This window comes from Rhodococcus sp. T2V (assembly GCF_029269925.1).
In the GTDB taxonomy this organism is placed as follows: domain Bacteria; phylum Actinomycetota; class Actinomycetes; order Mycobacteriales; family Mycobacteriaceae; genus Rhodococcus_F; species Rhodococcus_F koreensis.
Genome location: NZ_JARJBD010000020.1, coordinates 38,796 through 65,529 on the forward strand (window position 1 = coordinate 38,796; position 26,734 = coordinate 65,529).

24 protein-coding genes and 1 pseudogene are annotated in these 26,734 nt (G+C 66.1%); 16 read left to right on the top strand and 9 right to left on the bottom strand.

The window, feature by feature from the left end; all coding sequences use genetic code 11:
* Positions 1–15: 15 nt before the first annotated feature.
* A complete protein-coding gene (locus P3H15_RS18525; protein WP_276138578.1) occupies positions 16–1,281 on the bottom strand; it encodes a bifunctional 3,4-dihydroxy-2-butanone-4-phosphate synthase/GTP cyclohydrolase II in 1,266 nt (421 codons plus the stop codon).
* Positions 1,278–2,750, bottom strand: coding sequence for a cytosine permease (locus P3H15_RS18530; protein WP_276138579.1), 1,473 nt, complete (start codon positions 2,748–2,750; stop codon positions 1,278–1,280). Before P3H15_RS18530 ends, P3H15_RS18525 begins: the two co-directional genes overlap by 4 nt.
* Before the next feature lie 261 nt (positions 2,751–3,011).
* Here P3H15_RS18530 and P3H15_RS18535 point away from each other — a divergent pair, with 261 nt between their 5' ends.
* Positions 3,012–3,671, top strand: a complete 660-nt coding sequence (locus P3H15_RS18535) for a GntR family transcriptional regulator (RefSeq protein WP_276138580.1) — start codon at positions 3,012–3,014, stop codon at positions 3,669–3,671.
* An 88-nt stretch (positions 3,672–3,759) separates the two neighbouring features.
* Here the strand turns inward: P3H15_RS18535 and P3H15_RS18540 are convergent, their stop codons facing one another.
* From P3H15_RS18540 to P3H15_RS18550, 3 genes are read right to left on the bottom strand one after another with little or no spacing between them, the layout of a single operon-like run.
* A complete protein-coding gene (locus P3H15_RS18540; protein WP_276138581.1) occupies positions 3,760–4,263 on the bottom strand; it encodes a flavin reductase family protein in 504 nt (167 codons plus the stop codon).
* A 28-nt stretch (positions 4,264–4,291) separates the two neighbouring features.
* A complete protein-coding gene (locus P3H15_RS18545; RefSeq protein WP_276138582.1) occupies positions 4,292–4,717 on the bottom strand; it encodes an ester cyclase in 426 nt (141 codons plus the stop codon).
* Positions 4,714–6,285 carry a BCCT family transporter gene (locus P3H15_RS18550; RefSeq protein WP_276138583.1) on the bottom strand — a complete coding sequence of 524 codons (1,572 nt, stop codon included), beginning with the start codon at positions 6,283–6,285 and terminating at the stop codon, positions 4,714–4,716. The genes P3H15_RS18545 and P3H15_RS18550 overlap by 4 nt, the downstream gene beginning before the upstream one ends.
* Before the next feature lie 300 nt (positions 6,286–6,585).
* Here P3H15_RS18550 and P3H15_RS18555 point away from each other — a divergent pair, with 300 nt between their 5' ends.
* The 7 genes from P3H15_RS18555 (at position 6,586) to P3H15_RS18585 (ending at position 12,463) form a co-directional block, all read left to right on the top strand.
* On the top strand, positions 6,586–7,215 hold the full coding sequence (locus tag P3H15_RS18555) for an amino acid synthesis family protein (RefSeq protein WP_276138584.1): 630 nt from the start codon (positions 6,586–6,588) through the stop codon (positions 7,213–7,215).
* Entirely contained in the window at positions 7,212–7,763 is a 552-nt protein-coding gene (locus P3H15_RS18560) for an amino acid synthesis family protein (RefSeq protein WP_276138585.1), read from the top strand. Before P3H15_RS18555 ends, P3H15_RS18560 begins: the two co-directional genes overlap by 4 nt.
* 13 nt (positions 7,764–7,776) lie before the next feature.
* Positions 7,777–8,508 carry an alpha/beta fold hydrolase gene (locus tag P3H15_RS18565; protein WP_276138586.1) on the top strand — a complete coding sequence of 244 codons (732 nt, stop codon included), beginning with the start codon at positions 7,777–7,779 and terminating at the stop codon, positions 8,506–8,508.
* Complete coding sequence (locus P3H15_RS18570; RefSeq protein WP_276138587.1) at positions 8,501–9,988, top strand: aldehyde dehydrogenase; 1,488 nt, start codon at positions 8,501–8,503, stop codon at positions 9,986–9,988. Before P3H15_RS18565 ends, P3H15_RS18570 begins: the two co-directional genes overlap by 8 nt.
* A gap of 91 nt (positions 9,989–10,079) precedes the next feature.
* Positions 10,080–11,123, top strand: a complete 1,044-nt coding sequence (locus tag P3H15_RS18575) for an LLM class flavin-dependent oxidoreductase (protein ID WP_276138588.1) — start codon at positions 10,080–10,082, stop codon at positions 11,121–11,123.
* 172 nt (positions 11,124–11,295) lie between these two features.
* Complete coding sequence (locus tag P3H15_RS18580) at positions 11,296–11,967, top strand: GntR family transcriptional regulator (RefSeq protein ID WP_276138589.1); 672 nt, start codon at positions 11,296–11,298, stop codon at positions 11,965–11,967.
* Between the two features lie 70 nt (positions 11,968–12,037).
* Complete coding sequence (locus P3H15_RS18585) at positions 12,038–12,463, top strand: hypothetical protein (RefSeq protein ID WP_276138590.1); 426 nt, start codon at positions 12,038–12,040, stop codon at positions 12,461–12,463.
* A 44-nt stretch (positions 12,464–12,507) separates the two neighbouring features.
* Here P3H15_RS18585 and P3H15_RS18590 read toward each other — a convergent pair whose 3' ends face one another.
* The 4 genes from P3H15_RS18590 to P3H15_RS18605 are packed head-to-tail and all read right to left on the bottom strand — an operon-like array spanning position 12,508 to position 17,154.
* Positions 12,508–13,518: a substrate-binding domain-containing protein gene (locus tag P3H15_RS18590; protein WP_276138591.1), complete on the bottom strand. Its 1,011-nt coding sequence runs from the start codon at positions 13,516–13,518 to the stop codon at positions 12,508–12,510.
* Between the two features lie 38 nt (positions 13,519–13,556).
* Positions 13,557–14,981, bottom strand: a complete 1,425-nt coding sequence (locus tag P3H15_RS18595; RefSeq protein ID WP_276138592.1) for a sugar porter family MFS transporter — start codon at positions 14,979–14,981, stop codon at positions 13,557–13,559.
* A 24-nt stretch (positions 14,982–15,005) separates the two neighbouring features.
* The gene (locus P3H15_RS18600; RefSeq protein ID WP_276138593.1) at positions 15,006–15,956 is read right to left on the bottom strand and encodes a sugar phosphate isomerase/epimerase; all 951 of its coding nucleotides are present in this window, start codon (positions 15,954–15,956) and stop codon (positions 15,006–15,008) included.
* 28 nt (positions 15,957–15,984) lie between these two features.
* Complete coding sequence (locus P3H15_RS18605; protein WP_276138594.1) at positions 15,985–17,154, bottom strand: Gfo/Idh/MocA family protein; 1,170 nt, start codon at positions 17,152–17,154, stop codon at positions 15,985–15,987.
* Between the two features lie 385 nt (positions 17,155–17,539).
* Between P3H15_RS18605 and P3H15_RS18610 the strand changes: the two genes are divergently transcribed.
* The 8 genes and pseudogenes from P3H15_RS18610 to P3H15_RS18645 all read left to right on the top strand — a co-directional run bounded on the left by P3H15_RS18610 (position 17,540) and on the right by P3H15_RS18645 (position 26,442).
* The gene (locus tag P3H15_RS18610; protein ID WP_276138595.1) at positions 17,540–18,577 is read left to right on the top strand and encodes a LacI family DNA-binding transcriptional regulator; all 1,038 of its coding nucleotides are present in this window, start codon (positions 17,540–17,542) and stop codon (positions 18,575–18,577) included.
* Between the two features lie 18 nt (positions 18,578–18,595).
* Positions 18,596–20,037, top strand: a pseudogene (locus tag P3H15_RS18615) (hypothetical protein).
* Positions 20,037–21,059, top strand: a complete 1,023-nt coding sequence (locus P3H15_RS18620; protein WP_276138597.1) for a glutamate ABC transporter substrate-binding protein — start codon at positions 20,037–20,039, stop codon at positions 21,057–21,059. Before P3H15_RS18615 ends, P3H15_RS18620 begins: the two are co-directional and overlap by 1 nt.
* A gap of 574 nt (positions 21,060–21,633) precedes the next feature.
* Positions 21,634–22,512: a glycoside hydrolase family 26 protein gene (locus P3H15_RS18625; RefSeq protein WP_276138598.1), complete on the top strand. Its 879-nt coding sequence runs from the start codon at positions 21,634–21,636 to the stop codon at positions 22,510–22,512.
* Position 22,513: 1 nt separating this feature from the next.
* Entirely contained in the window at positions 22,514–23,737 is a 1,224-nt protein-coding gene (locus tag P3H15_RS18630; RefSeq protein ID WP_276138599.1) for a PP2C family protein-serine/threonine phosphatase, read from the top strand.
* Between the two features lie 11 nt (positions 23,738–23,748).
* Positions 23,749–25,701, top strand: a complete 1,953-nt coding sequence (locus tag P3H15_RS18635; protein WP_276138600.1) for a glycosyltransferase — start codon at positions 23,749–23,751, stop codon at positions 25,699–25,701.
* Entirely contained in the window at positions 25,698–26,036 is a 339-nt protein-coding gene (locus P3H15_RS18640; RefSeq protein ID WP_276138601.1) for an STAS domain-containing protein, read from the top strand. Before P3H15_RS18635 ends, P3H15_RS18640 begins: the two co-directional genes overlap by 4 nt.
* Positions 26,026–26,442: an ATP-binding protein gene (locus P3H15_RS18645; protein WP_276138681.1), complete on the top strand. Its 417-nt coding sequence runs from the start codon at positions 26,026–26,028 to the stop codon at positions 26,440–26,442. The genes P3H15_RS18640 and P3H15_RS18645 overlap by 11 nt, the downstream gene beginning before the upstream one ends.
* The last annotated feature ends 292 nt before the right edge of the window (positions 26,443–26,734 follow it).

The window sequence follows — 26,734 nt, forward strand, 5'->3', positions numbered from 1 at the left end:
GTCTCCGTCACGTCTTCATGCGTGCTGGGTGGCGACCGGGTGTGTGACCGGTGGCCGGTGTCCCAGACGTTCGGTCTTGGTCTGCAGGTAGAGCACGTTGTCGGGAGTCGGTTCGATGTGCAGGGGAGTGGTCCGCAGGATGCGGGTGCCGTACGCCGCCAGCGCCGACTCCTTGTGCGGGTTGTTCGACATCAGATTGACGGATCGGATCCGCAGATCCGCCAGAATCTTTGCCGCCGTGGCGAAGTCGCGCGCATCGACGGGCAGGCCGAGGGCCGTGTTGGCGTCGACCGTGTCGTAGCCGCGTTCCTGGAGACCGTAGGCCCGCAGTTTCTGAACCAGTCCGATGCCGCGCCCTTCGTGACCGCGCAGGTAGACGACCACTCCGGCACCGACGCGGGCGATCTCGGCGAGAGCCTGGTCGAGTTGGGGGCCGCAGTCGCAACGCTGGGACCCGAACACGTCGCCGGTCAGGCATTCCGAGTGGACCCGGACCAGGACGTCGTCCTGGTCGGCGACGTCACCGAGGGTCAGGACGAGATGTTCCGTGCCGTCGCCCTCGGCGACCGCGACGGCCTCGAAGATCCCGTGCGGGGTGGGAAGGCGAACGGCGGGGCTGGACGCGATGGGCGCCGTCCACCGGCGGTATCGGACGAGGTCGGCGATGGCGAGCTTGTGCAGTCCGTGCGTGGAGCAGAACTCGTCGAGGTCCGTCCCACGGGCCATGCTGCCGTCGTCGTTGACGATCTCGCAGATGGCGCCGGCCGGACGCATCCCGGCCAGGTCGGTCAGGTCGATCGCGGCTTCGGTGTGCCCGGGGCGTTCGAGCACGCCGCCCGGTCGGGCCCGCAGCGGGAACACGTGCCCGGGCCGGGTCAGTTGTTCGGTGCGGGTGTCGGCAGCGGCGAGCAGTCGGATGGTCCGGGCCCTGTCGGCGGCCGAGATCCCGGTGCTGACACCGTCGCGGGCGTCGACGCTCACCGCGTACGCGGTGCCCTTGGGGTCCTCGTTCTCCGTGCACATCGGGGGCAGCCGCAGCGCGTCGAGCCGCTCACCGGCCATCGGCACGCACAGCACCCCGGAGCCGTGCCGGATGGTGAAGGCGACGAGTTCCGTTGTCGCACATTCGGCGGCGAAGATCAGATCGCCCTCGTTCTCCCGCTCGTGATCGTCGACCACGACGACGGCGTGTCCGGCGGCGATCTCGGTGAGGGCGCGTTCGACGTCGGCGACGAACGCCGGCACCGAGGTCGGTACGGTCTCGAATGCCTGCTCGGTCATCGCCGCTCACCGCCCGAGGTGACAGGTGTCGAGGCGACGTCGGCCACCGTGTCCACGCGCCCGGTCGGCTGACGCTTCGGACGGCGCCGAACTCCGGGAAGCATGTAGGTGAGCATGTATACCACCGCGGCGGCGGCGAAGCCGACGACGTAGGTCAGGTCGCCCCACTCGGGGTGGTGGACCGTGACCCAGCCTTGGTAGAAGGACAGGTTCCAGAAGGGAACGGAGGCAACGACGCCTGCGATCCATGCGGCGAATCCCCAGTTCAGCACCAGGGTGTCGTCATAGAGTTCACCGATCCGGGACTTGTCCTTCCGGCCGCCCACGAAGTAGTCGAGCAGCAGCGCCGCACCGAACGGAGCGATCAGGTAGGCCCCGAGGAACAGGAAGTTCTTGAACTTCGCCTCGAAGCCCTCACCCGCCCAGAGGCTGATGGCGTAGGCGACGACACAGATGGCGATGACGGCGGTGCGGCGGCTGACCGGAATCCGCAGCGTCTGCACCGAGATGGCGCCGCCGTAGACGTTGAGGAAGTTCTGCGAGAACGAGGACAACAGGACGACGATCAGCGCGACGGGTGCCCACGAACCGGTCAGGCGTGCCAGCGCTCCGATGGGCTCCTCACCCGAGACGGCCGATCCGCCGAGCAGTGCACCGGCGATGCCGAGCCAGGTCAGCGTGATGAAGTTGCCGGCCAGCGTGTAGGCACCGGCGCGCTTGGCGGTGCCGTCGTCGTCGGGGAGGTAACGCGAGTAGTCCGACGCGAACGGCCACCAGGCGATGAGGAACGACATGAAGAAGCCCGCGAACGTGATCCATCCGCCGGTGCCGCCGATGTAGAACGGAGCGTCGGGGTTCGCGTCGAAGCCGACTGCGTCGCTGTTGGTCACCGACACGACGGTGATCAGGACGAATCCGAAGAACAGCACGAACGACAGGATCTTCTGCAGGAAATGGATCATGTTGTACCCGAAGACGGCTACCACCAATTGAATGCTCACGAGCGCCAGCGCGGAGAGCCAGAACGGGATGCCGGGCGCGAGTTCGTGCAGAGCCTGCGCACCGAGAATGATTGTCACTGCTGCCCAGCCGATGCCGGCGAAGACGTTGATGTACGCCACGGGGACGAAGTTGCCGAAGAACCCGAGCGGACCCCGCGACTGGATCTGCTGCGGAACGCCGAGTCGGGCGCCCATCTGCGACAGGATGCCCATCACGGCAGCGCCGACCAGGGAGCCCAGCACGATCGCGGTCACTGCCGAGGTCAACGAGAGCCCGAAACTGACGGCCGAGAAGCCCAGCACCATGATCGGGAAGTTCATGCCGGCGGCGAACCAGATGGAGAACTGGGAGCGGGCCGTGCCGTGCCGCTCGACGTCGGGAATGTGGTCGACACCGTACGGCTCGATTGCGGCGACCTTGCTGCGGTAGCGGCGGTCTTCGGTGTCGGGGGAGGAAGGCTGAGACATAAGAACCTCTCTGGTTGCCATGATGTATGGCAGAGGACGTTGTGTAGATCACTGTGCAGAACCGTTGCGATGAAGTCAACCCCCGTCATCAACCCGTCACAGGCAGTAATCCAAATGTCATTGCAGGAATAGGAGCAATCGGACAAGCGGACTTCTTGACCAGCTGCGATCGGCGACGGTAATTTGTGGGAAGTATTGCCATGCAAGATGGCAGTTCGGTCTGGAGGTATACGGATGGTCGTCGCGTCGACCCGAAAGCTTGTGACCACCAATTTTCAGGAGCGGGTAGCCGACGGGCTCCGGCAGATGATCATCACCGGTGAGCTCGGGCCCGGTGATGCGCTGTCCGAGGTGAACCTCGCCGAGACCTTCGGAATCAGCCGAACTCCCGTGCGCGAGGCGCTCAAGCAGCTGCAGATCGAGGGACTCGTGGAGATCCGATCCCGCGTCGGCACATTCGTTGCAGCCCCGTCCCGGCGCGAGATCAACGAGCTGTTCGAGATGAAACAGCTCCTCGAGGGCGCCGCCGCGCGGCTGATGGCCGCCCGCGGCAGCATTCCCGAACTGAACGCGATGAGATCCAACGTTGAGGACGCGGACGCGGCAGTCCTCGCAGGCGACACCGCACGGTACGCCGACCTGGTCCGAGAGTTCCACGAGATCCTGATCGTCGGCGCGGACAACGGCAAACTCGCCACCCATTATCGAATTCTGATGAATCAGTTGGCATACGGTCGTCTCGTGAAAACGTCACTGGCGCAACCTGGTCGCTCACTCGACTCCGAACGCGAACACCATCGGGTGCTCGACCTCATCATCGACAAGGACGGTGCGGGCGCCGAGCAGCTCATGCGGCAGCACGTTCAGGCAAGCCATCACGCGGTAATGGCCGGGCTGGACGCGACGGGTCCGGCGAGCTGACCGACGTAGTAGCGAACAATCCGCGGGCCCACCTGATCGACAGGTGGGCCCGCGTTCGTCTCCGGGTTCGTCCCGGCGGCGGCCGGGATCATCCCAGCGGGGTGAGAGCCCCTCCGTCGAAGAACTTTCCGGTGCTGTAGATCATCGGAGTCTGCTCGGTCACCGCGGCATGGAGGACACGGCAGATGAACACCGTGTGAGTGCTTGCCTGCAGTCGCTCCCGGATCTCGACCTCCATCTGTGCGCTGCTGCGCTCGATCAGCGGACTTCCGTAGGGTCCGGGCCGCCAGTCGAGGTCGGCGAACTTGTCGGCGGACTTGGATGCGAAGCGACTCACGACATCCATTTGTGCGGTCGACAGAATGTTGATCGCGAGATGATCCGCGCGGAAGAGGCAGTCGTGTGTGTTCGACGTACGCTGCACGCAGACCATGACGGTCGGCGGGTCGAGTGAGATGCTGGCAAAGGCGTTGACTGCCAGACCTTTCGGCGTGTCCCCGTCCAGTGAGGTGATGACGGTGACGCCGGTGACGAACTGGCGGTTGACCTGCTTCATCAGGTCGATATCGGCGTTCTGCTGAAGTGGTGACATGGTGTGTTCTCCGTGTTGATGCCGTGGGTCAGTCTTGGCCGACGGTGATGATGCCGAGTGCGGACAGGAGTGCGCGGGGGTCCCAGGTCACGAACTCTTCGACGATGCCGTCCCCGTCGAAGCGTGCGAACGTGGCCCCGCTGACCTGGACGCGTTTGCCGGTCGTAGGGATGCCCATGAACGCGCCGGTGTGACTGCCTGCGCTGTGCCAGCGGATCGCGGCGCGGTCGCCTTCGAGGACGATGTCGTCGATCGTGGTCTTCAGATCGGGGAAGGCGGCGCGCGTCGACAGGATCGACGCCTTGAATGTCTCGCGGTCCTGAGCGGACCCGTGGGTGCCGTGGCGCTGGTAGTGCGGGTCGAGGATGGTGTCGAAGGCGTCCACCTCCCCTCGGTCCCAGGCTGCGTCCCACACCTTCACAATCAGCTCACGCCGGGTGGTGTCATCGGTCATTTCATGTGTTCCTTTCGGTCGGAAACGAGTTCTTTCCAGAACGACACCGTCAAGCCGGCGACGATCACGAGGAAGGGGAGGGAGGTCACGATCACGGTGTTCTGCAAGGCATTCAGTCCGCCTGCCAGCATGAGCACGATAGCGGTGACACCGGTGAGTACGCCCCACAGTACGAGGATCCAGCGGGCCGGGGTCAGTGAGCCGTTCGAGGTCATCATGCTCAGCACATAGGTGTTCGCGTCGGCGCCGGATACGAAGAATACGACGACGAGAACGATGGCGATTACCGAGGTCACCGTGGCGAACGGGTAATGCTCGAGGGTGGCGAAGAATGCGCTGTTGATATCCGCCGCGGTGCGCTCGGCGATGTCGCCGCCCTCGTACATGTCGATGTGGATGGCGGTGCCGCCGAACACTGTGAACCACGTGAAGAAGACGGCGCTGGGCACGACGAGAACTCCCATGATGAATCCTCGGATGGTGCGTCCGCGTGAGATGCGGGCGAGGAAGACTCCGACGAACGCGCCCCATGACACCCACCACGCGAGCATGAAGTAGGTCCACCACTGCATCCACTCGAGGTCGCCGAATGCGGTGCCCTGCAGGCTCATCCGGAAGAAATCGCTCGCCCACGTGCCGAGGGACTCGATGTACAGATTCGCGACGAATACCGCCGGGCCGACGATGAGAATGAAGACGAACAACGCGATCGCCAGCGCGGTGCTGCATTGGCTGAGGAATTTGATGCCCTTGTTGACACCGGTGACGGCCGACAGCGTGAACAACGCTGTGACGACTGCGATGATCAGCACCTGCGAAACCGAGTCCACCGGCGTGCCGAACAGGGTGGCCAGCCCGTTGTTGACCTGGAGTGCGCCGAGTCCGAGCGACGTGGTGGTGCCGAACAGCGTGGCGAATACCGCGAGGACGTCGATGGTCTTGCCGAGGGGACCGTTCACACGTTCGCCGAGCAGGGGATGGAAAAGCTGGCTCACCAACGTCCGCCGGCCCTTGCGGTGTGTCGAGTAGGCGATGGCCAGGCCGAACACTGCGAAGATGGCCCACGCGTGCACGCCCCAGTCGAAGTACGAGTACTGCATCGCGCGCACGGCGGCGTCGGTGGTTCTCGGCTCCGCGAGACCGTGTGGCGGCGACGCGAAGTGTGAGATCGGTTCGGCGACGCCGTAGGAGATCAGGCCGATCCCCATGACCGCGCTCAAAATCATCGCGAGCCAACTGGGCGTCGAGAACTCCGGCTTCTCGTCGTCGCGGCCGAGGCGGATGTCGCCGGCGGGGCTGAACGCGAGGAAGACCAGGAAGACGAGGATGCACAGCGTCACTACGAGATACGTCCAGCCGAAGGTGGACGTCATCCAGTTGAGCGAGTCGGTGGTGACCTCGTTGAGGTTCTCGGTGAATGCGACAGCCCATGCTACGAACAGCGTCGAGACGCCGACCGACGTCCAGAAGACGCTGCCGAGTTCGTTGCGGCGGAATCGATTCCCGAGTGATCGATTGCCGCGACCGGGGATGCGATCGCCGCCGCCGAGTGCAGCGATGGGTGCCATCTCCGATGCGCTGTCGGCCGTGGTCGGTTTCGATGGGGTGTGACGGTGGCTCGATATGGGGGTCGTCTGAAGCGACTGGCCGCTGCTCGGCTGCTCTACCATGCAAGAGATTATTAGGCGCGTCACATTCGCCTGTCAATGACGGAATGCGATCGCCGCGAACCCGACGGGTCTGCTTGCTGGTTCAATGGTGTTTGAACTGCGAATATGTGGTGCATCTCCTGGTTGGCGACGACGGATTTGCGCGGCCGGTGGCGACTGCTCTTGACCGAAGAGTGAGCCATGACTACGGTACGTTGTATGCAAGAGCGGAATCGGAATTGTATTGAGGCGGGCATCGAAATCCGCAAGCTGTCGCTCTATCGCGAGGAGATCGTGACCGAGGCGGGGGCAGCCCCCGCTCGTCCGGCATATCGCGCCAGTGTCGCGGCCGTGGTCACGAACCCCTGGGTGGGCACCAGTGCTGCCACCGACCTGTCCGGCGCGGTCGGCGAAATCGCCCCTCGGCTGGCGAAGTTGCTGACCGACCGGCTGATCGAGACGCTCGGCGGCGCGGACCGGATCGAGGCATTCGGCAAGGCTGCCATCGTCGGCACCGCCGGAGAGATCGAACACGGCGGCGCCCTGATCCACACGCCGTACTTCGGGAACCTCGTCCGCGAGTTCCTGCAGGGGGAGTCCATCATCTGCTTCGCCGACACAAGGGCGGAGGCGGGCGAAGAACTGATCGTCCCGATGTGGCACAAGGAGCACGCCGCCACCCGAAGTCACTACCAGACCGTGAGCGCGCGAGTGGCGGATGCGCCGCGCGCTGACGAGATCGTCGTCATCGCAGCGGCGTCGACCGGCCCCCGCCCGCATCCACGCATCGGCGACCGGGCAACCGACCCCGCTATCACCGCTCAGAACCTGGAGGCAGTCCTTTCATGAACGTTCGCAAGATCATCACCGTCGTCGAAGAGATCCTGACCGAAGGCGGCCGCCCCGTCTCGCCCGCCGCTCGCGTGGCCATCGTCGCGGCGGTCATCGACAACCCCTGGGCTGGGCAGGGATTCGTCGACGACCTCGGACCCGGAATCGACGACACCGCGTCGGCTGCGGGCGCACTGCTAGCGCCGAAGGTGCTCGAAGCACTCGGGGCGCCGGCGGAGGCGTACGGTAAGGCCGCGATCGTCGGCCTCAACGGGGAGATCGAGCACGGCTCGGGGCTCATCCACACGCTGAAGTTCGGTGACCACTTCCGCAAGGCGGCGAACGCGACGACCCTGCTGCCCGCCGTCGAGAAGCGCGGGCCCGCAGGCATCGTCTTCGACATCCCGCTCAAGCACATCACCGACGCGACGATCCGATCCCACCACCAGACCGTAGAAGTGCGGATTGCCGACGCGCCGCACCCGAATGAGATCGTGATCGCACTGGCCGCAGCCGCCCAGGGACGCCCCCAGCAGCGTCTCGCTCCGCTCACGTCCGAGCAGTAACCGGGTACGTTCCATGAGCAAGCCAACCATGGTGCTGTTGCACGGCGTCGGGCTCGATCACACGATGTGGGAGCCCGTCGCCGCGCTGCTCGCAGACCGGTACACGGTGATCACGCCCGACCTGCCCGGCCACGGCTCACGGCCACCCGCCGCGGACGGCACGACCCTTGCCGACCTCGCCGACGGCGTCGCCGACGACATTCCCCCGGGGTCGCACCTGGTGGGCTTCTCGCTGGGGGCGCTCGTCGCCCAGCATCTCGCGCTCGACCGCCCCGAACTGGTGGCGACGCTGACGTCGGTGAGTTCCGTCTGCCGGCGCACAGACGACGAGCGCACGGCGGTGCTGGCCCGATTGCGCACCGCTCGTGACGATTTCGCAGCAAGCGCGGCGGCGTCGATCAACAGGTGGTACGCCGGTACCGCGGTCGGGCCGGAGTGGGTCCGCCGGACCCGGGACACGTTGTCGGCGAACGACGTCGCATCCTTCGTGAACTGCTACCGGGTGTTCGCGACGGCGGACGCGGAAGTCGGTCCGGCCCTCGAGTCGATCACCGTGCCCGGCCTCGCCGTGACCGGCAGCGACGATCCCGGTTCCACTCCGGAGATGACACGGCGGCTCGCGTCGGCGTTGCCGCACTGCAGGCCGGTGATCATCCCGGACGCGCGGCACATGCTTCCCATCGAGCGTCCGCAGGCGCTCGTCGACTGCATCACGACCTTCATCGGAGAGCACGCACATGTCTGACCTCGAACAGTTGCACCACTTCATCGGCGGAGAACACGTCGCGCCCAAATCCGGCGAGTACTTCGAGAGCACGAACCCGGCCACCCGGGAGACGCTGTATCGGGCCGCCCGGGGAAACGCGGCCGACATCGAGCGGGCCGTCGCGGCGGCGAAGACGGCGTTCGACGACCCCCGCTGGCGCGATCTCAGCCAGACCCGGCGCGGTCATCTGCTTCGTCGTCTCGGCGATCTCATCGCGGAGAACGCCGAGGAACTCGCCCGCATGGAGGTCGTGGACAACGGCAAGCTGCTGCGTGAGATGCGCGGGCAGTTGGCCACGCTGCCGGAGTATTACTACTACTACGCCGGACTGGCCGACAAGATTCAGGGCGACGTCGTTCCGACGTCGGACCGTCGGGTGCTGAACTACACCTCGCGCGAGCCGCTCGGTGTGGTGGGTGCGATCACGCCCTGGAACTCGCCGCTCACGCTCACGACCAGCAAGCTGGCTCCCGCGCTGTGCGCAGGCAACACCGTGGTCGTCAAGCCTTCGGAGTACACGTCGCGGTCGGCGCTGCGACTTGCCGAGCTGACGCTGGAAGCGGGCTTCCCGGCAGGCGCCGTCAACGTCGTGACCGGTTTCGGCGCCGAAGCCGGTCAAGCACTGGTCGACCACCCCGATCTCGCGAAGATCTCGTTCACCGGCAGCACTGCGACGGGCGCGCGGATCGCGGCGGCCACGGCGAGCCGGTTCATCGGATCGACGTTGGAGCTGGGTGGGAAGTCGCCCAACATCGTCTTCGAGGACGCGAACGTGGCCAACGCGGCGATGGGCGTCGTCGCGGGCATCTTCGCGGCCGCAGGGCAGACCTGCATCGCAGGCAGCCGGGTATTCGCGCATCGCGCCGTCTACGACGAGTTGCTCGAGCGAGTCACCGAGCGCGCGAAGACCATTCGGATCGGTGACCCTCTCGACGACGCAACCGAACTCGGACCGCTCGCCTTCGCAGACCAGCGTGACAAGGTGGCGGGCTATGTCGATCTCGGCCGTAGCGAAGGAGCACGGGTCGTCACGGGCGGCCGGGCCTGCGACGGCGGGCTCGGCGGGTACTTCTACGAGCCCACCGTCCTCGTCGACGTCGACAACGACATGCGGGTGGTGCGGGAGGAGATCTTCGGTCCCGTGGCCGCGATCATGCCGTTCGAGACCGAGGAAGAAGTGATCCGGCTCGCCAACGACACCGACTACGGCCTCGCGGCCGGGGTGTGGACGACGAACCTGTCGCGGGCACACCGCATGGCCTCGCGACTCGAAGCCGGGACGGTCTGGGTGAACACCTACCGCGCGATGTCGCCGATGTCGCCGCGCCAGGGCTTCAAGAGCAGTGGCGTCGGCATCGAGCACGGCACCGAGACGATCAAGGAGTACACGAGGCTCAAGAGCGTCTGGATCAACACGAGTGAAGATCCCGTAGCGGACCCGTTCACCATGCGGAGCTGACCGCACCGAACTCTGGGCAGCACGATTGCCCGACGGCGCCGACACGCCGGAATTGCACACCAACCACACGATTTGCAGAGGAGGAACAGCAATGAGGTTTTCGCTGTTCGTGCACATGGAGCGATGGGACGAAAGCGTCAGCCACCGCCAACTGTTCGAGAACCTGACCGAGCTGACGCTGATGGCCGAGGCCGGCGGATTCGAGACCGTGTGGATCGGGGAGCACCACGCAATGGAATACACCATTGCGCCCAGCCCGATGCCGCTGCTGTCCTATCTGGCGGGTCAGACGTCGACCATCCGGCTCGGCGCCGGCACGATCATCGCGCCGTTCTGGAACCCGATCCGGGTGGCGGGTGAGTGTGCGCTGCTCGACGTCATCAGCAATGGCCGCATGGAGGTCGGTCTGGCACGCGGCGCCTACCAGTTCGAGTTCGACCGTCTGGCAGACGGCCTGCCTGCCGGCGAAGGCGGCAAGCACCTGCGCGAACTCGTGCCCGCGGTCCGCGAACTGTGGAAGGGCGACTACGCCCACGACGGCGAGATCTGGAAATTCCCGACCTCGACGAGCGTGCCGAAGCCGGTCCAGCAACCGATGCCACCGATGTGGGTCGCCGCCCGCGACCCGGCCTCGCACGACTTCGCGGTCGCGCAGGGATGCAATGTGATGGTGACTCCGCTGATGAAGGGTGACGAGGAAGTCGCCGACCTCAAGAACAAGTTCGAGACGGCTGTCGCGAATCATCCCGAGGTGCAGCGGCCCGAGATCATGGTGCTCAGGCACACGTACGTGCACTCGGCCGACGATCCGGAAGGCTGGCGGCCGGCCGCGGAGGGCATCCAGAAGTTCTATCGGACGTTCGACGCGTGGTTCGGGAACAAGAAGGCCCCGGTCAACGGCTTCCTGGAACCGAGCCCGGAGTCGAAGTTCGCCGAGCGGCCCGAGTTCTCCCCGGAGTCGCTGCACAAGACCGCGATGATCGGGACTCCGGAGGAAGTGGTCGACCGTCTGCGGTATTACCAGGAACTCGGGATCGACGAGTTCAGCTTCTGGGCCGACAACACCCTCTCGCACGAGGAGAAGCGCAAGTCGCTCGAGTTGTTCATCAAGGAAGTCGTCCCCGCGTTCCGCTGACACGCACCGGCGTCGGCTCCGACACGTGGGAAACGCATCCGCCCGGGCCACTGGCGGCCCGGGTGGGTGTCGGGAACGTCCGCTGGGGCGCGCCGCGGTAGCGCTCGGAGCGAACCACCAGCAATGTACGGTTGACATGCAAGATACATGGCAGACCGGTGAAGGGGGAGCGATGGATGTCGCGGCGTCGCGGAGACTCGACACGAGCAACTTCCAGGAACGCGCGGCCGACGGAATCCGGGAGATGATCATCTCGGGCGAGCTCGCACCGGGACAGTCGCTGTCCGAGATTTCCCTCGCCGACACCTTCGGGATCAGCCGCACCCCCATCCGGGAAGCTCTCAAACAGCTTCAGATCGAGGGCCTGGTGGAGATCCGCCCGAGGGTGGGAACCTTCGTCGCGGTCCCGTCCCGGCGCGAGATCAACGAACTGTTCGAGATGAAACAGCTTCTCGAGGGTGGCGCCGCCCGATTGATGGCGGCGCGCGGTGACGTCCCCGAACTCTCCGCGATGAAGGCCAACGTCCGCGAGGCCGACGCCGCCGTAGAGGCCGGCGACGTCGAGCGGTATGCCCACCTGGTCCACGAATTCCACGAGATCCTCATCGTCGGTGCGGACAACGGCAAGCTCGCCACCCATTACCGCCTCCTGATGAACCAACTCGCCTACAGGCGGCTCGTGAAAACCTCCCTCTCACAACCCGGCCGGTCACTCGAGTCCGAACGTGAACACCACACTGTCCTCGAACTGATCATCGCCAAGGACGGTATCGGCGCCGAGAACTACATGCGACGCCACGTCCACGCCAGCCAGCAGGCGCTGATGTCACAGCTCGACAGCTGACGCTCGCGGCGACGCGAAGAGAACGGGTGCAGAGCCCCCGAGGGCAGGCCACGCGGAGGGGGAGGAACCGATGACCGCAGCTCATGCCGTCTCGATCGCGGTGACGTTCGTCTGGCTGGGGATGGTCATCGCGATCTCGTTCCTCGAAGCACCGCTGAAATTCCGTGCACCCGGGGTGACCGTGCGGCTCGGGTTGGGGATCGGCCGTCTCGTATTCCGGGCGCTGAACGTCACCGAGATGGTGTGGGCGGCGTTGCTCGTCGCCGGACTCCTCATCGAGGGGCCACCGGCCCGGGTGGTGATGGCAGGCGCCACCGCGGTTGCGGTGCTGGTGGTTCAGCTGGTCGGGGTCCGGCCCCGGTTGACACGTCGATCCGACCGCGTCCTCGCCGGTGAGGACGTCCCGCGGTCTCACGCGCACTACGTCTACATCGCTCTGGAAGTAGTGAAAGTCGTCGCTCTGTTCGCAACCGGGGTGCTGCTCCTCGGTGTATGACCGGGTGCACCGAAGGGCCGATCACCGGGAGCGGGGTCCCGCGCTCAGCGTGTGCCGTTGGCGGCGTACCCGGCGACGGAGTCGATGTTGGTCCGGTCGATGAAGGCCGGGCCTGTGAGTACGGGCTGTCCGCCACCGATGGTGTTGCCGTTGTTCAGGTACAGCCAGAGGGAGTCGACCGCGAGATAACCCTGCAGGAAAGGCTGTTGGTCGATTGCCCATTCGACATCGCCCGCCTGGATGGCCTTGACGAGGTCGGCGTTGGTGTCGAAGGTGACGATGGTGGCGTCGCTGCCGGCGGTCTCTTTGGACTGCACGGCGGTGAGGGCGATGGCGGCATCGAGCGCCACGACGTGGTCGATCGTAGGGTCCTGTTGGAGCTTGGCGGTGATGGACGCCTCGACGGATGTCATGTCTTGGCTGTTGACATTGAGAACCTCGGTATTGCCGCCCGACAGTCCCTGCGCCACACCGGCGCAGCGGGCTTCGAGTGAGACGTTGCCCTGTTCGTGGTTGATGCAGAGCGTTCTGCGGGTGCCCTCGGAAGCGAGACGTTCGCCGGCGGTGTGGCCGGAGAGGGTTTCGTCCTGGCCGAAGTACTGCTGAACGCCGAGGTCCCGCCAGATGTCGTATCCGGCGTTGAAACCGACGAGGGGGATACCGGCGTCCTCGGCGGCGCGGACCGACGGGCCCATGGCGTCAGGTTTGGCCAGGGTGAGTGCGATCCCGTCGACCTTGCTGTCGATCGCGGATTGGACGAGGTTGACCTGGTTGGGGGCCTGTGGGTCGGACGAGTAGCGCAGTTCGATGTTGTCCTTGGCCGCGGCGGTCTCGGCGCCCTTGCGGATCAGGTCCCAGAAGGCGTTGCCGGGGACTCCGTGGGTGATCATCGCGATGGTCGCCGCGGGGGTGTCGGCGGTTCCGGCGGAGATCCCGCCGCCGGTATCTGCGGGTTTTCCGCCGGTGCTCGAGCAGGACGCGGTCAGCAGGGCCACGGTCGCGAGGGCGGCAGTGGCGAGTGTGATGAGGCGGCGACGCCTCCGGGCAGGGCTCATATCGGGTCTCCTCGTTCGTGAGCAGTCGGGGCGGGTGGTCAGCGACGGGGGTGGGCGCTTCGGAACTCGTCTTCGAACTCCTCGAGGGATTTGCCGCGGGTCTCGGGAACCATGGTGGCGACGAAGACGATGCCGAGTACACCGATTCCCGCGAAGACGAAGAAGGTGTGTGCGATGCCGAGCGCGGACACGAGCGGCGGAAAGCCGAATGTGACGACGGCGTCGGCGACCCAGAGTACGAATACCGACAGTCCCATCGCGAAGCTGCGGAGCGCCAGCGGAAACATCTCGGCGAGCATCAGCCAGACCAGAGGACCGAGCGTGCCTTGCATGGAGAAGACGAACAGCACCACGAACACCAAGATGATGTACGGCTTGATCGCGTTGTCGGGCAGCAGCAGTGCGGAGGTGCCGACGAGCACGTGGAACGTCACGATCAGGGAGAGTCCGCCGATGAGCATGGTGCGGCGGTCGACTCGGTTGACGAGCAGGACGCCGACGATGATGCCGAGCATGCTGAACAGCCCGTTGGCGGTGTTGGCGATGATCGCGCCGCCGCTCGAGAATCCCGCCGTCTGCAGTAGTTGGGTGCCGTAGTACATGATCGAGTTGATCCCGGTGAACTGCTGAACAATTCCCAGGACGGCGCCGATGACCACCAGGCGGCGGATCCACGGCACGGCGAGGTCGCGCCATCCGCCCGTGTGCAGGATCTGCTCCTCTTCGGCGAGGGCGTGGACCTCGGCCATCTCGGCGTCGGCCCGTTCATTCGAGCGCACCTGTCGCAGTACGTCGAGTGCCTCGCCGTCACGACCACGGGACGTGAGCCATCGCGGACTTTCCGGCATCCTCAGCATGCCGATCAGCAGCGCGAACGCCGGCAGGACCGAGACGGCGAGCATGTAGCGCCAGACGTTGTGGTGGTGTCCCCAGGTATGCATGATGCCGGCGTTGACGATGAATGCCGCGAACACTCCGCCGACGATCATGATCTCGTTTCGGGAGACGAGGCTACCGCGCCGCTCGGCCGGCACGAGTTCGGCGAGGTAGACCGGAACCGTGGCGGAGGCACCGCCGACGGCGAACCCGAGGACGAAGCGGAACGCCGCGAGGGCGGGCCAGGTCGGGGCGAACACACACCCGAGGGTCCCGATGATGAAGATCCAGGACAGCATCAGCAGGTTGTGGCGGCGTCCGTGACGGTCGGACAGCCGGCCGCCGACCAGGGCCCCGAAGGCGGCGCCGAAGATCAGGATGCTCACGACGAAACCGTCGCTGAGCGGACTCAGCCCGAGGTCTGCCTTCATCGGGTCGCCGGCGCCGTTGATCACGCCGGTGTCGTAGCCGAACAGCAGGCCACCGAACGACGCGACCACCGTGACCACGCCGAGCCGCCTCGTGTGCGGCCCGGGTCTGTCGGGTGGGAGTACGACGGGAAAGGTCAGAGTGCGGGTGATGTTCATCGTGCGGTCTCCGATTCGGCGGGATCAACGCTCGGCCGGCGGCAGGCCGATGCCGGCGAAATACTCGCGGGTGCGGACGGCGATGGCCTGCGCGCTTCCGGGCGGGGCGGGGTACATGTCCTGCTCGATGATCAGTCGCAGGTCGCGGCCCAGTGCGGCGAGGTCACGCAGCAGCGGTTCCATGGTGGGCACGCCGAGCGGCGGTTCGACCATGGCGCCGCGCTGGACGGCCTCGTAGAACCCGACGCGATCGGTGCGGGCCTGGGCGGCCACCCCGGGGTCGACCTGCTTGAGGTGGATGTAGCTGATGCGGTCCGGGTAGCGGCTGATGATCTCGCGGTTGTCGCCCGAGCAGTAGGAGACGTGTCCGGTGTCCAGGCACAGCGACACCGTCTCGGGATCGGTGTCGTCGAGGAACTTCTCGATGAACGCCTGGGTGTCGACGTGGGTGTCGACATGCGGGTGGAAGCCGGCGCGCACCGCGAATTCCTCTTCGACGAGGCGGCCGAGTGTCGAGTGGCCCTCGACGAGGTCGCCCCACTGCTCGGCGGTCAGCTCGGAAGGTTGGGTGAGTGCACCGGTGTGCAGGTCGGTGTACTGCTCGGGCAGCACGACCAGATGGTGAACGTCCATGGCGGAGAGTAGTTCGCAGACCGAGAAGGCGTCCTTGCGGCCGTGCTCGAAGGCGTCCCCGCCGTGGTGCAGCGCCGTGCCGACAGTGCCGCCCGTCAAGGTCAATCCACGTTGTCCGAGCTCGTCCTTCAGTTGCTCGGGGTGGGTGGGCAGGTAGCCGTACGGGCCGAGTTCGATGGTCTTGAACCCGGCCTCGACGACCTCGTCGAGGAACGTGCTCCAATGCGGTTGCTGGGGATCGTCGGGAAACCAGATGCCCCAGGAGTCGGGGGCGGTGCCCAGACTCAGGCGGGAGTAGGCGGGGTTCGGACGGGTCTCGGTGGCGAGGTCGGGTGTCGTCATGACGGAATCCGTTCTGTGGAAGGCGTGGTCAGGCCGGTGTGGGGCAGGTGTCGACGGTGTCGAGATCGACGGCGGCTCCGCTCTCGGCGGCGCGCTGCGCGGCGTCGACCGCGAGCATCACGCGGTAGGCGGAGGGGAAACTGGTGTCCATCGGGGTCCGGGCGAGAATGCACCGCACGAAGTGCTGGATCTCGGCGACGAATGCCTCGGCGTATCCGGTACCGACGCCGCCGCCGGGCATCGCCGCCACATCGGAGAAGTAGGGATGTGCCGGGCCGGTGAACACGCGGCGGGGGCCCGACAGCGCCGCCGGTTCGTCGGCGATGTGGACGTGGAACTCACCGGCGGCGATGGAGTCGAACCGTGCGTGACCGTGCGCGCCGTGAACCTCGATGCCCAGCGAGTTGGGGATTCCGGTTGCGACGCGGTTGACGCGGATCTGGCCGACGGCGCCGTTGTCGAGTTCGACTGTCAGCAATGCGATGTCGTCCGTGTCTACTACGGCGGATTCGCCGGTACCGGGGACGGGACGGCGGTCGATGGCGGTCCGCAGGGTTGCCGACAGCACCCGGCGGATGGGGCCGACCACGTACTGCACCGTGTCGATTGCGTGGGTTCCGATGTCGATCAGCGCGCCCGCGCCGGCGGTGTCTTTGGCGTATCGCCAGCTGAACGGGGTCTGCGGGGAGGAACCGTAGTCGGCGTTGTACCAGGCGGTGAAGTTGTGAACGGTGCCGATTGCACCGTCGCCGACCAGGTCGTGCACCGCAGCCAAGCCGGGCAGGCGCCGGAACGAGAAGCCGACACCCGTCACGGCCGGGGACGCTTCGGCCAGTGCCACCAGTTCAACTGCTTCCGCGGAGCTGCGTCCGATCGGCTTCTCCGTCAGCACATGCTTTCCCGAGCGCAGGATGGCCGGCAGAACGTCGGCGTGCACGCTGTTGGGCAGCGCCACGCTGATCGCGTCGATCGACGGGTCGTCGAGAACGCTCTGCAGGTTTGCCGTGGCGTCGGTGTATCCGTAGCGGGCGGCCGTGCGACGAGCCAGCTCGACGTTCGGGTCGACGACCACGGCCAGATCGATCTGGACCGTATCGAGCCCGCTCGCCATCGTGACGTTGCGGAACCCGAAGGCATGCGCCTGGCCTGCGGCACCGGCGCCCACGAGCGCCACTCGGATCTTCTGCTGTGGGGACATCGAAGTTTCTCGCTTTCTCTGGCTGAGCACGGAGGTCGAGGGCGAATCCCGACCGATCCAGAATGAATGTGGAACGCTCCACACGGCAAAAGGTAACGGCGGTCACATCGTGATGTCAAGGGCGCGGCGAATGCACACGCAGGCGCTCACGGTCGCGTAAAGAACATGTGCGTGTCGATGACGTGCAGATATGACCCAAGAAGGCGCGGGTGGTGGTGTAGCTCGGGTGTAGTTGTTCGGGACGCCGGGGCCGATGAGTCGCGGCGAAGAGTGAGCAATTCTGTGGAACAAGATGTGGAACGCTCCATTATTGTTATGCTTGCTCGGCGACGTCCTGGACGCAGTTCTGTCACCCCGGACACCGCAGAAGGGGAGTGGTGGTTCCGTGACCGACAGCGAAACCTCGGCCGACGTCCGCGCGGCCCGGCCGACTATTTTCGACGTGGCGAATCGGGCCGGCGTGTCGAAATCGTTGGTCTCGGTGGTCCTGCGCGGAAAGTCCGGGGTGAGCGCCGCCAAGCGCGCCGCGGTGTTGGGCGCCGTCGAGGAGTTGGGTTATCGTCCCAACGCTGCGGCCCGATCGCTGGCGCAGAAGCGCACCTTCACGGTGGGCGCGCTCCTCAGTGACCTGCGCAACCCCTGGTTCATCGATCTGCTGGCCTCCACCCGGACCGAGCTGTCGGCTCAGGGGCTGAATCTCTTCCTGGCCGAGGACCATCAACTCGAGACCGACACGTCCGTGCTCGATGCCTTCGTCGAAGCCCGCGTCGACGGACTGCTCTGCCTCGGCACCGTCCCCCCGACCGAACAGTTGCTGTCTACCGCACGGACTCTGCCGACAGTCGTCGTCTCCGGCCGGGAGCCCGACCTGCCGTGCGTGGACGTGGTGACCGGCGACGACCGTGCCGGTGCGGCGCGGGCTGTTGCCCATCTCGTCGAACTCGGCCATACCCGCATCGCCCACCTCGCCGGAACGGGACGCGCGGCCGACCTGCGCACCGACGGATACCGGGAGGAGATGCACCGAAGCGGCCTTGCCGAGCACATTCGGATCGAGATCAGTGATCGCAGCGAAGCGGGCGATATGCGCGCGGCCCAGGCGTTGATCACATCGCGGTCCCGGCCCACGGCGATTCTCGCCAACAACGACTACGCCGCACTGATCACCATGTCGCACGCCGTCGAGCGCGGATTGTCGATTCCGGCGGACCTCAGTGTGGTCGGCTACGACAACAGCTACCTCGCCCGGACCGGCTACATCGGTCTGACGAGTGTGGACAACAACTACGTCGAGATGGGCAAACTCGCCGTGCAGAAGCTCGTCGCCCGCATCGAGGAACCGGATGCCGCGCGTACGGTCAGCCTGCTCGACCCGACCCTGCTACCTCGCAGGACCTCGGGTTCGCCCGCGCGCTCCGATTGAGCGCAACCGACGACCGTCATGTCGGTCCGTCGACCACCACCTCCGGTGCACACTGGACTCAGCCACACTGCCCGGATCGGTGCTCAACCGGAATCGCGGCGGCGGTGCAGGAGGGCCGGATGTTCCACCGCGGCGACCACGTCGTCACCGACACCCCGACGCTCGACGAGGATCTGCTCGTCGAGCCCGAGGGTCGCCGCCCGTGGGTCGAATTCCTCACATCGACGCCCGGACGGCTGTCCGTGCTGGGGATCGCGCTCATCGCCGTGGTCATCGCCGCCGGCGTGATCACCTCGGCGGCGGTCGGTGCGCGGCAACAGCGAGTCGAGGTACTGCGCACCCACACCGAGCCCCTGGCGAACGCCGCCCAGGCCCTCTACAGCTCACTGTCGATCGCCGATGCCGCCGCGACGACCTCCTTCATCTCCGGTGGCGAGTCGGGTACCGGCGCGGAGCAGTTCACCCAGGCGGTGGGGGACGCGTCGAACGCGCTGGTCACGGCGACCAATGGGGTGTCGTCTCAGGATGCCGAATCGCTGGCACTCTTGTCGGACGTCGTGCGCAACCTCGCCGAGTACTTCAACCTCGTCGCCACGGCTCAAGCGAACGATCGGGCCGGCAACCCCGTCGGGGTGGCCTATCTGTCCGATGCGTCCGCGCTCATGCGGCACACCATCCTCCCGTTGGCGGAGCAGCTCTACGTCCGTCAGGCCGCGGCGGTCGCCGAGACCCAGACACACACGGCCCAACTGCCCGCGGCCGCGTTCACGGTGACCGCGGCCGCCCTCGTCGCGCTCGTTCTCGCCCAGCTGTACGTCGTGCGGAAGAGCAAGCGCCGGTTCAACCCCGGCCTCGCTGTCGCGACGCTGCTCATGGCGGGACTCCTGGTCTGGCTGATCGCCGGAAGCCTGGTGTCGACGTCGGCCAGCGAACACGCGAGAACTGAAGGAACACAACCCATCAACACTGTTGCCCGCGCTCGTATCCTGGCGCAGCAAGCCCGCGCCGACGAGACCCTCGCCCTCCTGCAGCGAGGGGCCGACACCCAATCGGAAGTCGACTACATGCGGCACTCCCAGGCGTTGTCCGACGAGCTCACCCGGCAGCTGGACAGCTCGCACGGTGAGGTCGCCGCGGACGACCTCCGCGACGCCGTGGCGGCCCGCGACGGCTGGCTGGCCGCGCACCGGGACATCGAGATCGCCCTCGAGCGCGGCGACTACCCGACCGCCGCGGCGATCGCCGCCGGGTCCGGCTCCGGCACGTCGGCGGCGAAGTTCGCGGCCATGGACGCGGCCCTCCGCAAGGCGATCGACCGACTTCGCGACGACGAGGCAAGCGCTGTGACCGACGCCTATCGGTCGATGTCGTCCTTGGCGATCGGTAGCATGATTATTGGCGTGTCCTGCGGATTCGCCGTCGGCGGGGGTATCTGGCCGCGACTGAACGAGTACCACTGATGACGCAGGTGAGGATTTCGAGACCGGGGGCGACGCCGCGTGCTCGGCTCCTGATCGGCATGCTCGCGGTCGCCGTCCTCGCCGGCTGCGCTACACCCGACCCACTCACCCCGACGGTCGCGGGCACGTACACCACCCGACCGATGACAAACGGCGCACAGATCATCCCGCCCACGAACAATCCGCCGCCTGCAGGACCGTCCCCCGAGTCGTGCGGAGCCCTCGCGAGCCTGCGACCCGGCCCGCAGCCGCCGCCCGGGCAGATGCCGCCTGGTGGGTCACTCGCCGAGATCGCGTCGCGCGGCCGGTTGATCGTGGGTGTGGATCAGAACACGAACCCGTTCAGCTTCCGCGACCCGACCACGGGCACCCTGCAGGGCTTCGACATCGACGTAGCGAAGGAGATCACCAAGGACATCTTCGGCGATCCGGCAAAAGTCGAATTCCGGCTGCTCACCTCGGCCGGCCGGTTCACAGCACTCGAGCACAACGATGTCGACGTCGTCGTTCACGCCACCGCGATCACGTGTGAACGCGCCCAACGCGTCGCCTTCTCCACCGAGTACTTCCGCGCCTTTCAGCGAATCATGGTCCCGCGGGGTTCCGACATCACGGGACCGGCGGACCTGGCCGGAAAGCGGGTCTGCACGTTCGTCGACACCACGTCGCTTCCCACTGTCCAACGGGTCGCGCCGGAGGCCACGATCGTCGCGGTCCCCGATTGGGACGACTGCCTCGTCACCATGCAGAAACGGCAGGCCGACGCGACCAGCACCTCGGACTCGCTCCTGGCCGGCCTGGTGTCCCAGGACCCGCATTTTCAGATCGTGGGGCCACCGATGGAGGACGAAGAGCACTGGGGAATCGGTGTCAACAAATACAAGGACGACCTGGTGCGGTTCGTCAACGGCACCCTCGACCGCATGCGCGCGGACGGCACGTGGATGCGCATCTACGACCGGTGGATAGCAGGCCCGCTCGGGCCGGTCGCAGGCCCACCACCGGCCACCTACCGCGACTGACAGGATCTGGGGAGCCGAGCCGCTACCCGAGCGGGCTCGTCGATGCTGTTGTTCGGGGTCGCTGTCGAGGATGGTCCTGAGGGGCTGGGGCATCCGCTCCCGGCCGTCGCCGCCGGACCGCAGCACATCGACTTCTTGTGGGAGTTGGGCGTGGTGACTCCGTGATCCGCCGGAATGGGTGCCAGATCAGACGCAGGAGATAGAGAATGGACGCACCGGCCCGTCGCGAACGACGAGGTGCGCACGTTCCTGGCGCACCTCACGGAGAGCGGTCGCGTGCGCTGATAGCCCTGCGGTGACACGTCGCAACGGTGGTCGGGGCGACACCACCGGGTTTGGGTGGTGTCGACGAGGGGACATTTGCGGAGTCGAGGGAGGGACTCGAGGATTTCATCGGGCATCACGGATCTGCCAGTGGGACTGCTCTGGCTTTGTGCCGGGGTGTGGTGTGGCAGCACGTGCGGGGCGAGTGATGAGAATGGGGCGTCAGGTGATTCGGCTGTGTGTGGCTGCGGTGGTGGTGACGATCGCGGTGTCCGCCTGTGGGGGTGGTGAGTGCGGGTGCCGCGGGCCGATGACCCCGCTGGATGTGCGCCCCTGCCTGCGGTTCGGCGTCAGCACACCGGGCGGCCCCACGGCCGTCGAGGAATTCGAAGGCGTCGCGAGGATTGTCGGTGAACCACCGACGGTGGTCCTGTCGTATTCCGATTTCACCTCGACGCCCCCGATCGCCGGCCTGCGTGCCGTGCGGGACCTCGGTGCCGTGCCGGTGATCACCTGGGAACCCTGGCGGTGGCTCGACGAGGGGCGGTACGGGTCGAGTGAGTTCTCGTTGTCGTCGATTGCCGCCGGTGTCCACGACAACTACCTGTACCGGTGGGCGGACGAACTGGTCTCCTGGGATGCACTGGTCTACCTCCGTTTCGCCCACGAGCCGAACGGAACCTGGTACCCGTGGAGTGTGGCCCAGGGAACGCAGCCGAGCAGCTATGTTGCTGCCTGGCGTCACATCCACGACCTGTTCGCATCGAAGGGCGCCGACAACGTGAAGTGGGTATGGGCGCCCAACGTCGCGTTCCCAGGCAGCAGTCCGATGGCTGACCTGTATCCCGGGGACGATTACGTCGACGTTCTCGGTGTGGACGGATACAACTGGGGCACGACGCAGTCGTGGAGTCAGTGGGTGGAACCGGCCCAACTTTTCGGTCCGAGCCTGGACGAACTGCGGAATCTGGCGCCGCGTAAGCCGATCCTGGTCACCGAGGTAGGCAGCGCCGACGCCGGTGGGTCGAAGGCCGACTGGATCGGTACGCTCGTCGACTTCCTCACGGCGCAAGGCGACGTGTCCGGTTTCATATGGTTCGATCACGACAAGGAGGCCGACTGGCGGTTGACGAGCACACCGGAATCGGCTGCCGCTCTGGCGGACGCATTGGGGAGGAAGTACCGCTGACATGAACATCCCGATCATTGCCGAAGATACCGAAATCGCGCGGCTTCGCTCACTCGAACAGTTGGCGATCCTGGATACCGCACCAGAGGCGCGTTTCGACCAGATCACCCGAATGGCGCGTCACCTCTTCGGAGTTCCGATGTCGGCGGTGTCGCTGCTCGATCGGGACCGGCAGTGGATCAAGTCGACGCAGGGCCTCGACATGCAGAACATTCCGCGATCGGAGACGGTGTGCCAGACGACGATCGCCCGGGCGTATCACCATCCGGAGGATCCGATGGTGATTCTCGAGGACGCACGTCGCGATACGGTGTTCGCGGATCTGCCCGGGGTTGCCGCGGACGGCGGGGTGCGGTTCTATGCCGGCTATCCGCTGTACGGGCCCGGTGGCCACCCGGTCGGGACGTTCTGCATCTACGACACCGAGCCTCGCAGACTCGACTCGACACAATTGGCCGCCTTCGTCGAACTCGCCGAATGGGCGCAGCGGGAACTCGAGCGCTCCGACGAGCTAGAGCGGGCCGCCAGAATTCAGCGTGAACTGCTCCCTCGACACGAGATCGAGCTTCCGGGATACGACTTGGAATCGTCGTGCGTGCAGGCCTTCGCGGTCGGCGGCGACTTCTACGACTACTACCGGATCGGTCCGTACTCGATGTTCAGCCTCGCCGACGTCATGGGCAAGGGCCTGGGGGCGGCGATCCTGACGGCGTCGGTCCGGTCCGCGTTGCGGGGCGTCACCCATGCCTTGGCCGGATACGGCGATGATCGCCCCGACCTCGGACGCACAGTTGGTGCTGTGGCGGCACAACTCGCCGACGACTTCGACCGTACCGGCACGTTCGTGACCCTGTTCCACGCTGCACTCGACGTCGAATCCGGCGCTCTCGACTATGTCGACGGCGGACACGGTCTCGCGATGATCGTCCGCCGGGACGGCACCGTGGAACCGCTTCGCAGCTCCGGACTCCCGCTGGGAGTGATCGAAAACCACTCCTGGACGGCGCAACACACCGCCCTGTACCCCGGCGACATGCTCATGATCTGCTCCGACGGCCTGCTCGACCACCTCGGCGACGTCGACTGCGGATGGGAGTCGGTGCCCGCGTTCGCCGCTGCGCACCCGTCACCGAAACAGCTGCTGGCAGCCGTCGATACCCTCGCCGCTGCCACCGCACCCCTCGACGACATCACCGTCGTCGCGCTTCGACGTCGCGACTGCTGAGGAGGATACCTGTGTCACCCCTCCGGCTTGCCGGTCTCCGGATACTCATCGTCCTCACCGCCCTGCTCGGTCTCAACTACATCGTGTGGCGATGGTTGTTCTCGGTGAACTGGCCGGCGTGGTGGATCGCAGTGCCGCTGGTGATCGCCGAAACCTACAGTTTGATCGACTCGTTGCTGTTCGGGCTGACGATGTGGCGGCTGAGGAAGCGGCCCGCGCCATCACCGCCGCCACCCGACCTCACCGTCGATGTCTTCATCACCACGTACAACGAACCCGAGGACCTGGTGCTCGCGACCGCGGCCGCGGCACAGCGGATCCGGTACCCACACACCACATGGATTCTCGACGACGGTGACCGCCCCGAACTGGCCCGCGCCGCCGATGAACTCGGCGTGCGCTACATGACCCGCGCGGCGTCCTGGACCAACAAGCCCCGGCACGCCAAGGCAGGCAACCTGAACAACGCACTGATGCTCACCGAGGGCGAGTACATTCTCGTCCTCGATGCCGACCAGGTACCCGATCCAGCAATCCTCGACCGTACTCTCGGATACTTCAGGGACGAGAAGATGGCCATCGTCCAGACACCGCAGTATTTCGTGAACGTGTCCGCGAGCGACCCTCTCGGCAGCCAGGCCCCGCTGTTCTACGGCCCCATCCAGCAGGGTAAAGACGGCTGGAACGCCGCCTTCTTCTGCGGGTCCAACGCCGTTCTGCGCCGCGACGCCCTGATGCAGCTCGGCATCGCCGGATATGTCGAAGCCGTCGAACGGGACGTGCATCGGGCACTGCGGACGGCCGCGAAGGTGCTCACGAAAGCTCGGGCCGATCTGAACGGGGACCAGGAGGAGATCGCCGACGCCCTCGATGATGTCACCGAGGCCGTGCACTCGGCACGGGAATCCCTCCGCGGCAACCGATCGCTCGCCGACGTTACTTACGATTTCCAGCAGCGGGTCGACGCCGCCGCGCGCCGGATCGTCGACGCCGATGTCGGGTCGATGCGCGAGGACCTGGCGGCCATCGCCGCACTGGAAGCGGATCTGAGCGACACCGACACTCCCGTCGCGGTACTCGACGATGCCGCGTTGGCACGGCTGGCCGAACGCGAATGGTCGCCGCTCGGCGCGATCGAGTCCGTCCGCACCCTGATCCGAGCGGTTGACGTCGGCCGCGACGACGAAGCGCAGCCGGTGTTGCCGATGGCCACCATCTCGGTCACCGAAGACATGGCGACGTGTATGAAACTTCACGAACTGGGTTGGCACACGGCCTACCACCACGAGAACCTCGCCCACGGTCTGGCACCGGAAGACGCAGGCACGATGCTGACCCAGCGACTGCGGTGGGCGCAGGGCACCATCCAGGTGATGTTCCGGGAGAACCCGCTGCTGCAGCGTGGTCTCACCCTCGCGCAACGGCTGATGTACTGGGCGACGATGTGGAGTTATCTCTCCGGCTTCGCCGCCGTCGTCTACATCGCGGCACCCGTGATTTATCTCGTCTTCGGCGTCATGCCCGTGCAGGCGTACAGCTGGGAGTTCTTCGGCCGTCTCGTCCCGTTCCTCGCCTTCAACCAGCTCGTGTTCTTCGTGGTCAGCCGCGGCACCCCCACCTGGCGTGGCCAGCAGTACAGCCTCGCCCTGTTCCCGGTCTGGATCAAGGCGTGTTGGACCGCTGTCCTCAACGTGTACGCAGGGCGGCCGCTGGGCTTCGCGGTGACGCCCAAGACCCGCCAGGAACACGGTGCGACCCCGTGGTATCTGGTGCGATACCAGCTGATCGCGATGGTGGCACTCATCCTCGCGTCGGTGATCGGCGTGATTCATCTCGCGCTCGGGAACATCTCCGTCCTCGGTGTCGGTGTGAACCTGTTCTGGGTCGCGTTCGATCTGGTCATCTTGAGTGTCGTCATCCCCGCGGTCCGATATCGCGGATTCCGACAGGAGGAAACTGCATGATCGAGTTCGAGAGCCGTACCACGGACGAGGGTGTGGCGGTGGTGCGTCCGGCCGGCAGGCTGAACATGGTTGCAGCGCCCCGCCTGCGAGAGCTGGTGCGCGACTTGGTCGACGGCGGAACGACCCGTGTGGTGGTCGATCTCAGCGCCACTGATTTTATCGACTCCTCGGGGCTCGGGGCACTCATCTCCGGTCTCAAGGCCGCCCGACAGGCCGGTGGCGACCTCCGCATCGCCCAGCCCACCGAGCAGGTCGAGACCGTGCTCGCGCTGACCAACCTCAATCGTGTACTTCGAACACACGATTCGGTCGATGCCGCATTCGATGGCCGCTGAACTCGGCCCGTTCGTCCGGCGGCTTCGCACAACCGCCCGCCCGGAAAGCCTGGACGAGGTCCACGAGGTCCTCGCGGACCTGTGGGCGAACGACCCTATGGACGTGCGCCGGCGCATCGAGTTCGAGTCCGCTGTCGCTGAAATCGCGGCGAACATCATCGAGCACACTTCCGGTGACAGTGTGACCATGACACTCGAAGTCCGGGCGCTGCCGGACCGGATCGAAGCTCGGTTCGAGGACGACGGAGATCCCGTGTCGGTCGATCTCACAGCCATCGAACTCCCAGACGAATTCGCGGAACGCGGCCGCGGCCTCATGATCGCCACCACGGTTCTCGACCGGCTCGACTACCAGCGGGACGGCACCGTCAACACCTGGATTCTGGGCCGCGACCGGGAGGGTTGACGCGATACGACAATGATCAGCCAGATCTCACAGTGTCGGCGCCAAGAGTTCCACCACGCCAACGCCGCCGTCGAGGACGCCCCCTGACTGCTTCGTGACCCGCGCAGACACCCGCACCCAGCGCCGCGCGCACCGCTCGGGAATACCACCCGATGGTCCGCTGTTGAAGGAGCGGACGGCGGCGCGCATACCCCGGGTACCACACCAGAAGAGTCGCTGCGAGCGACCACTTGCCGAGAGGCGATATGGCGTCACCGTCACCCTGACCGGGTAAGACCTGCATTGCGTAGCG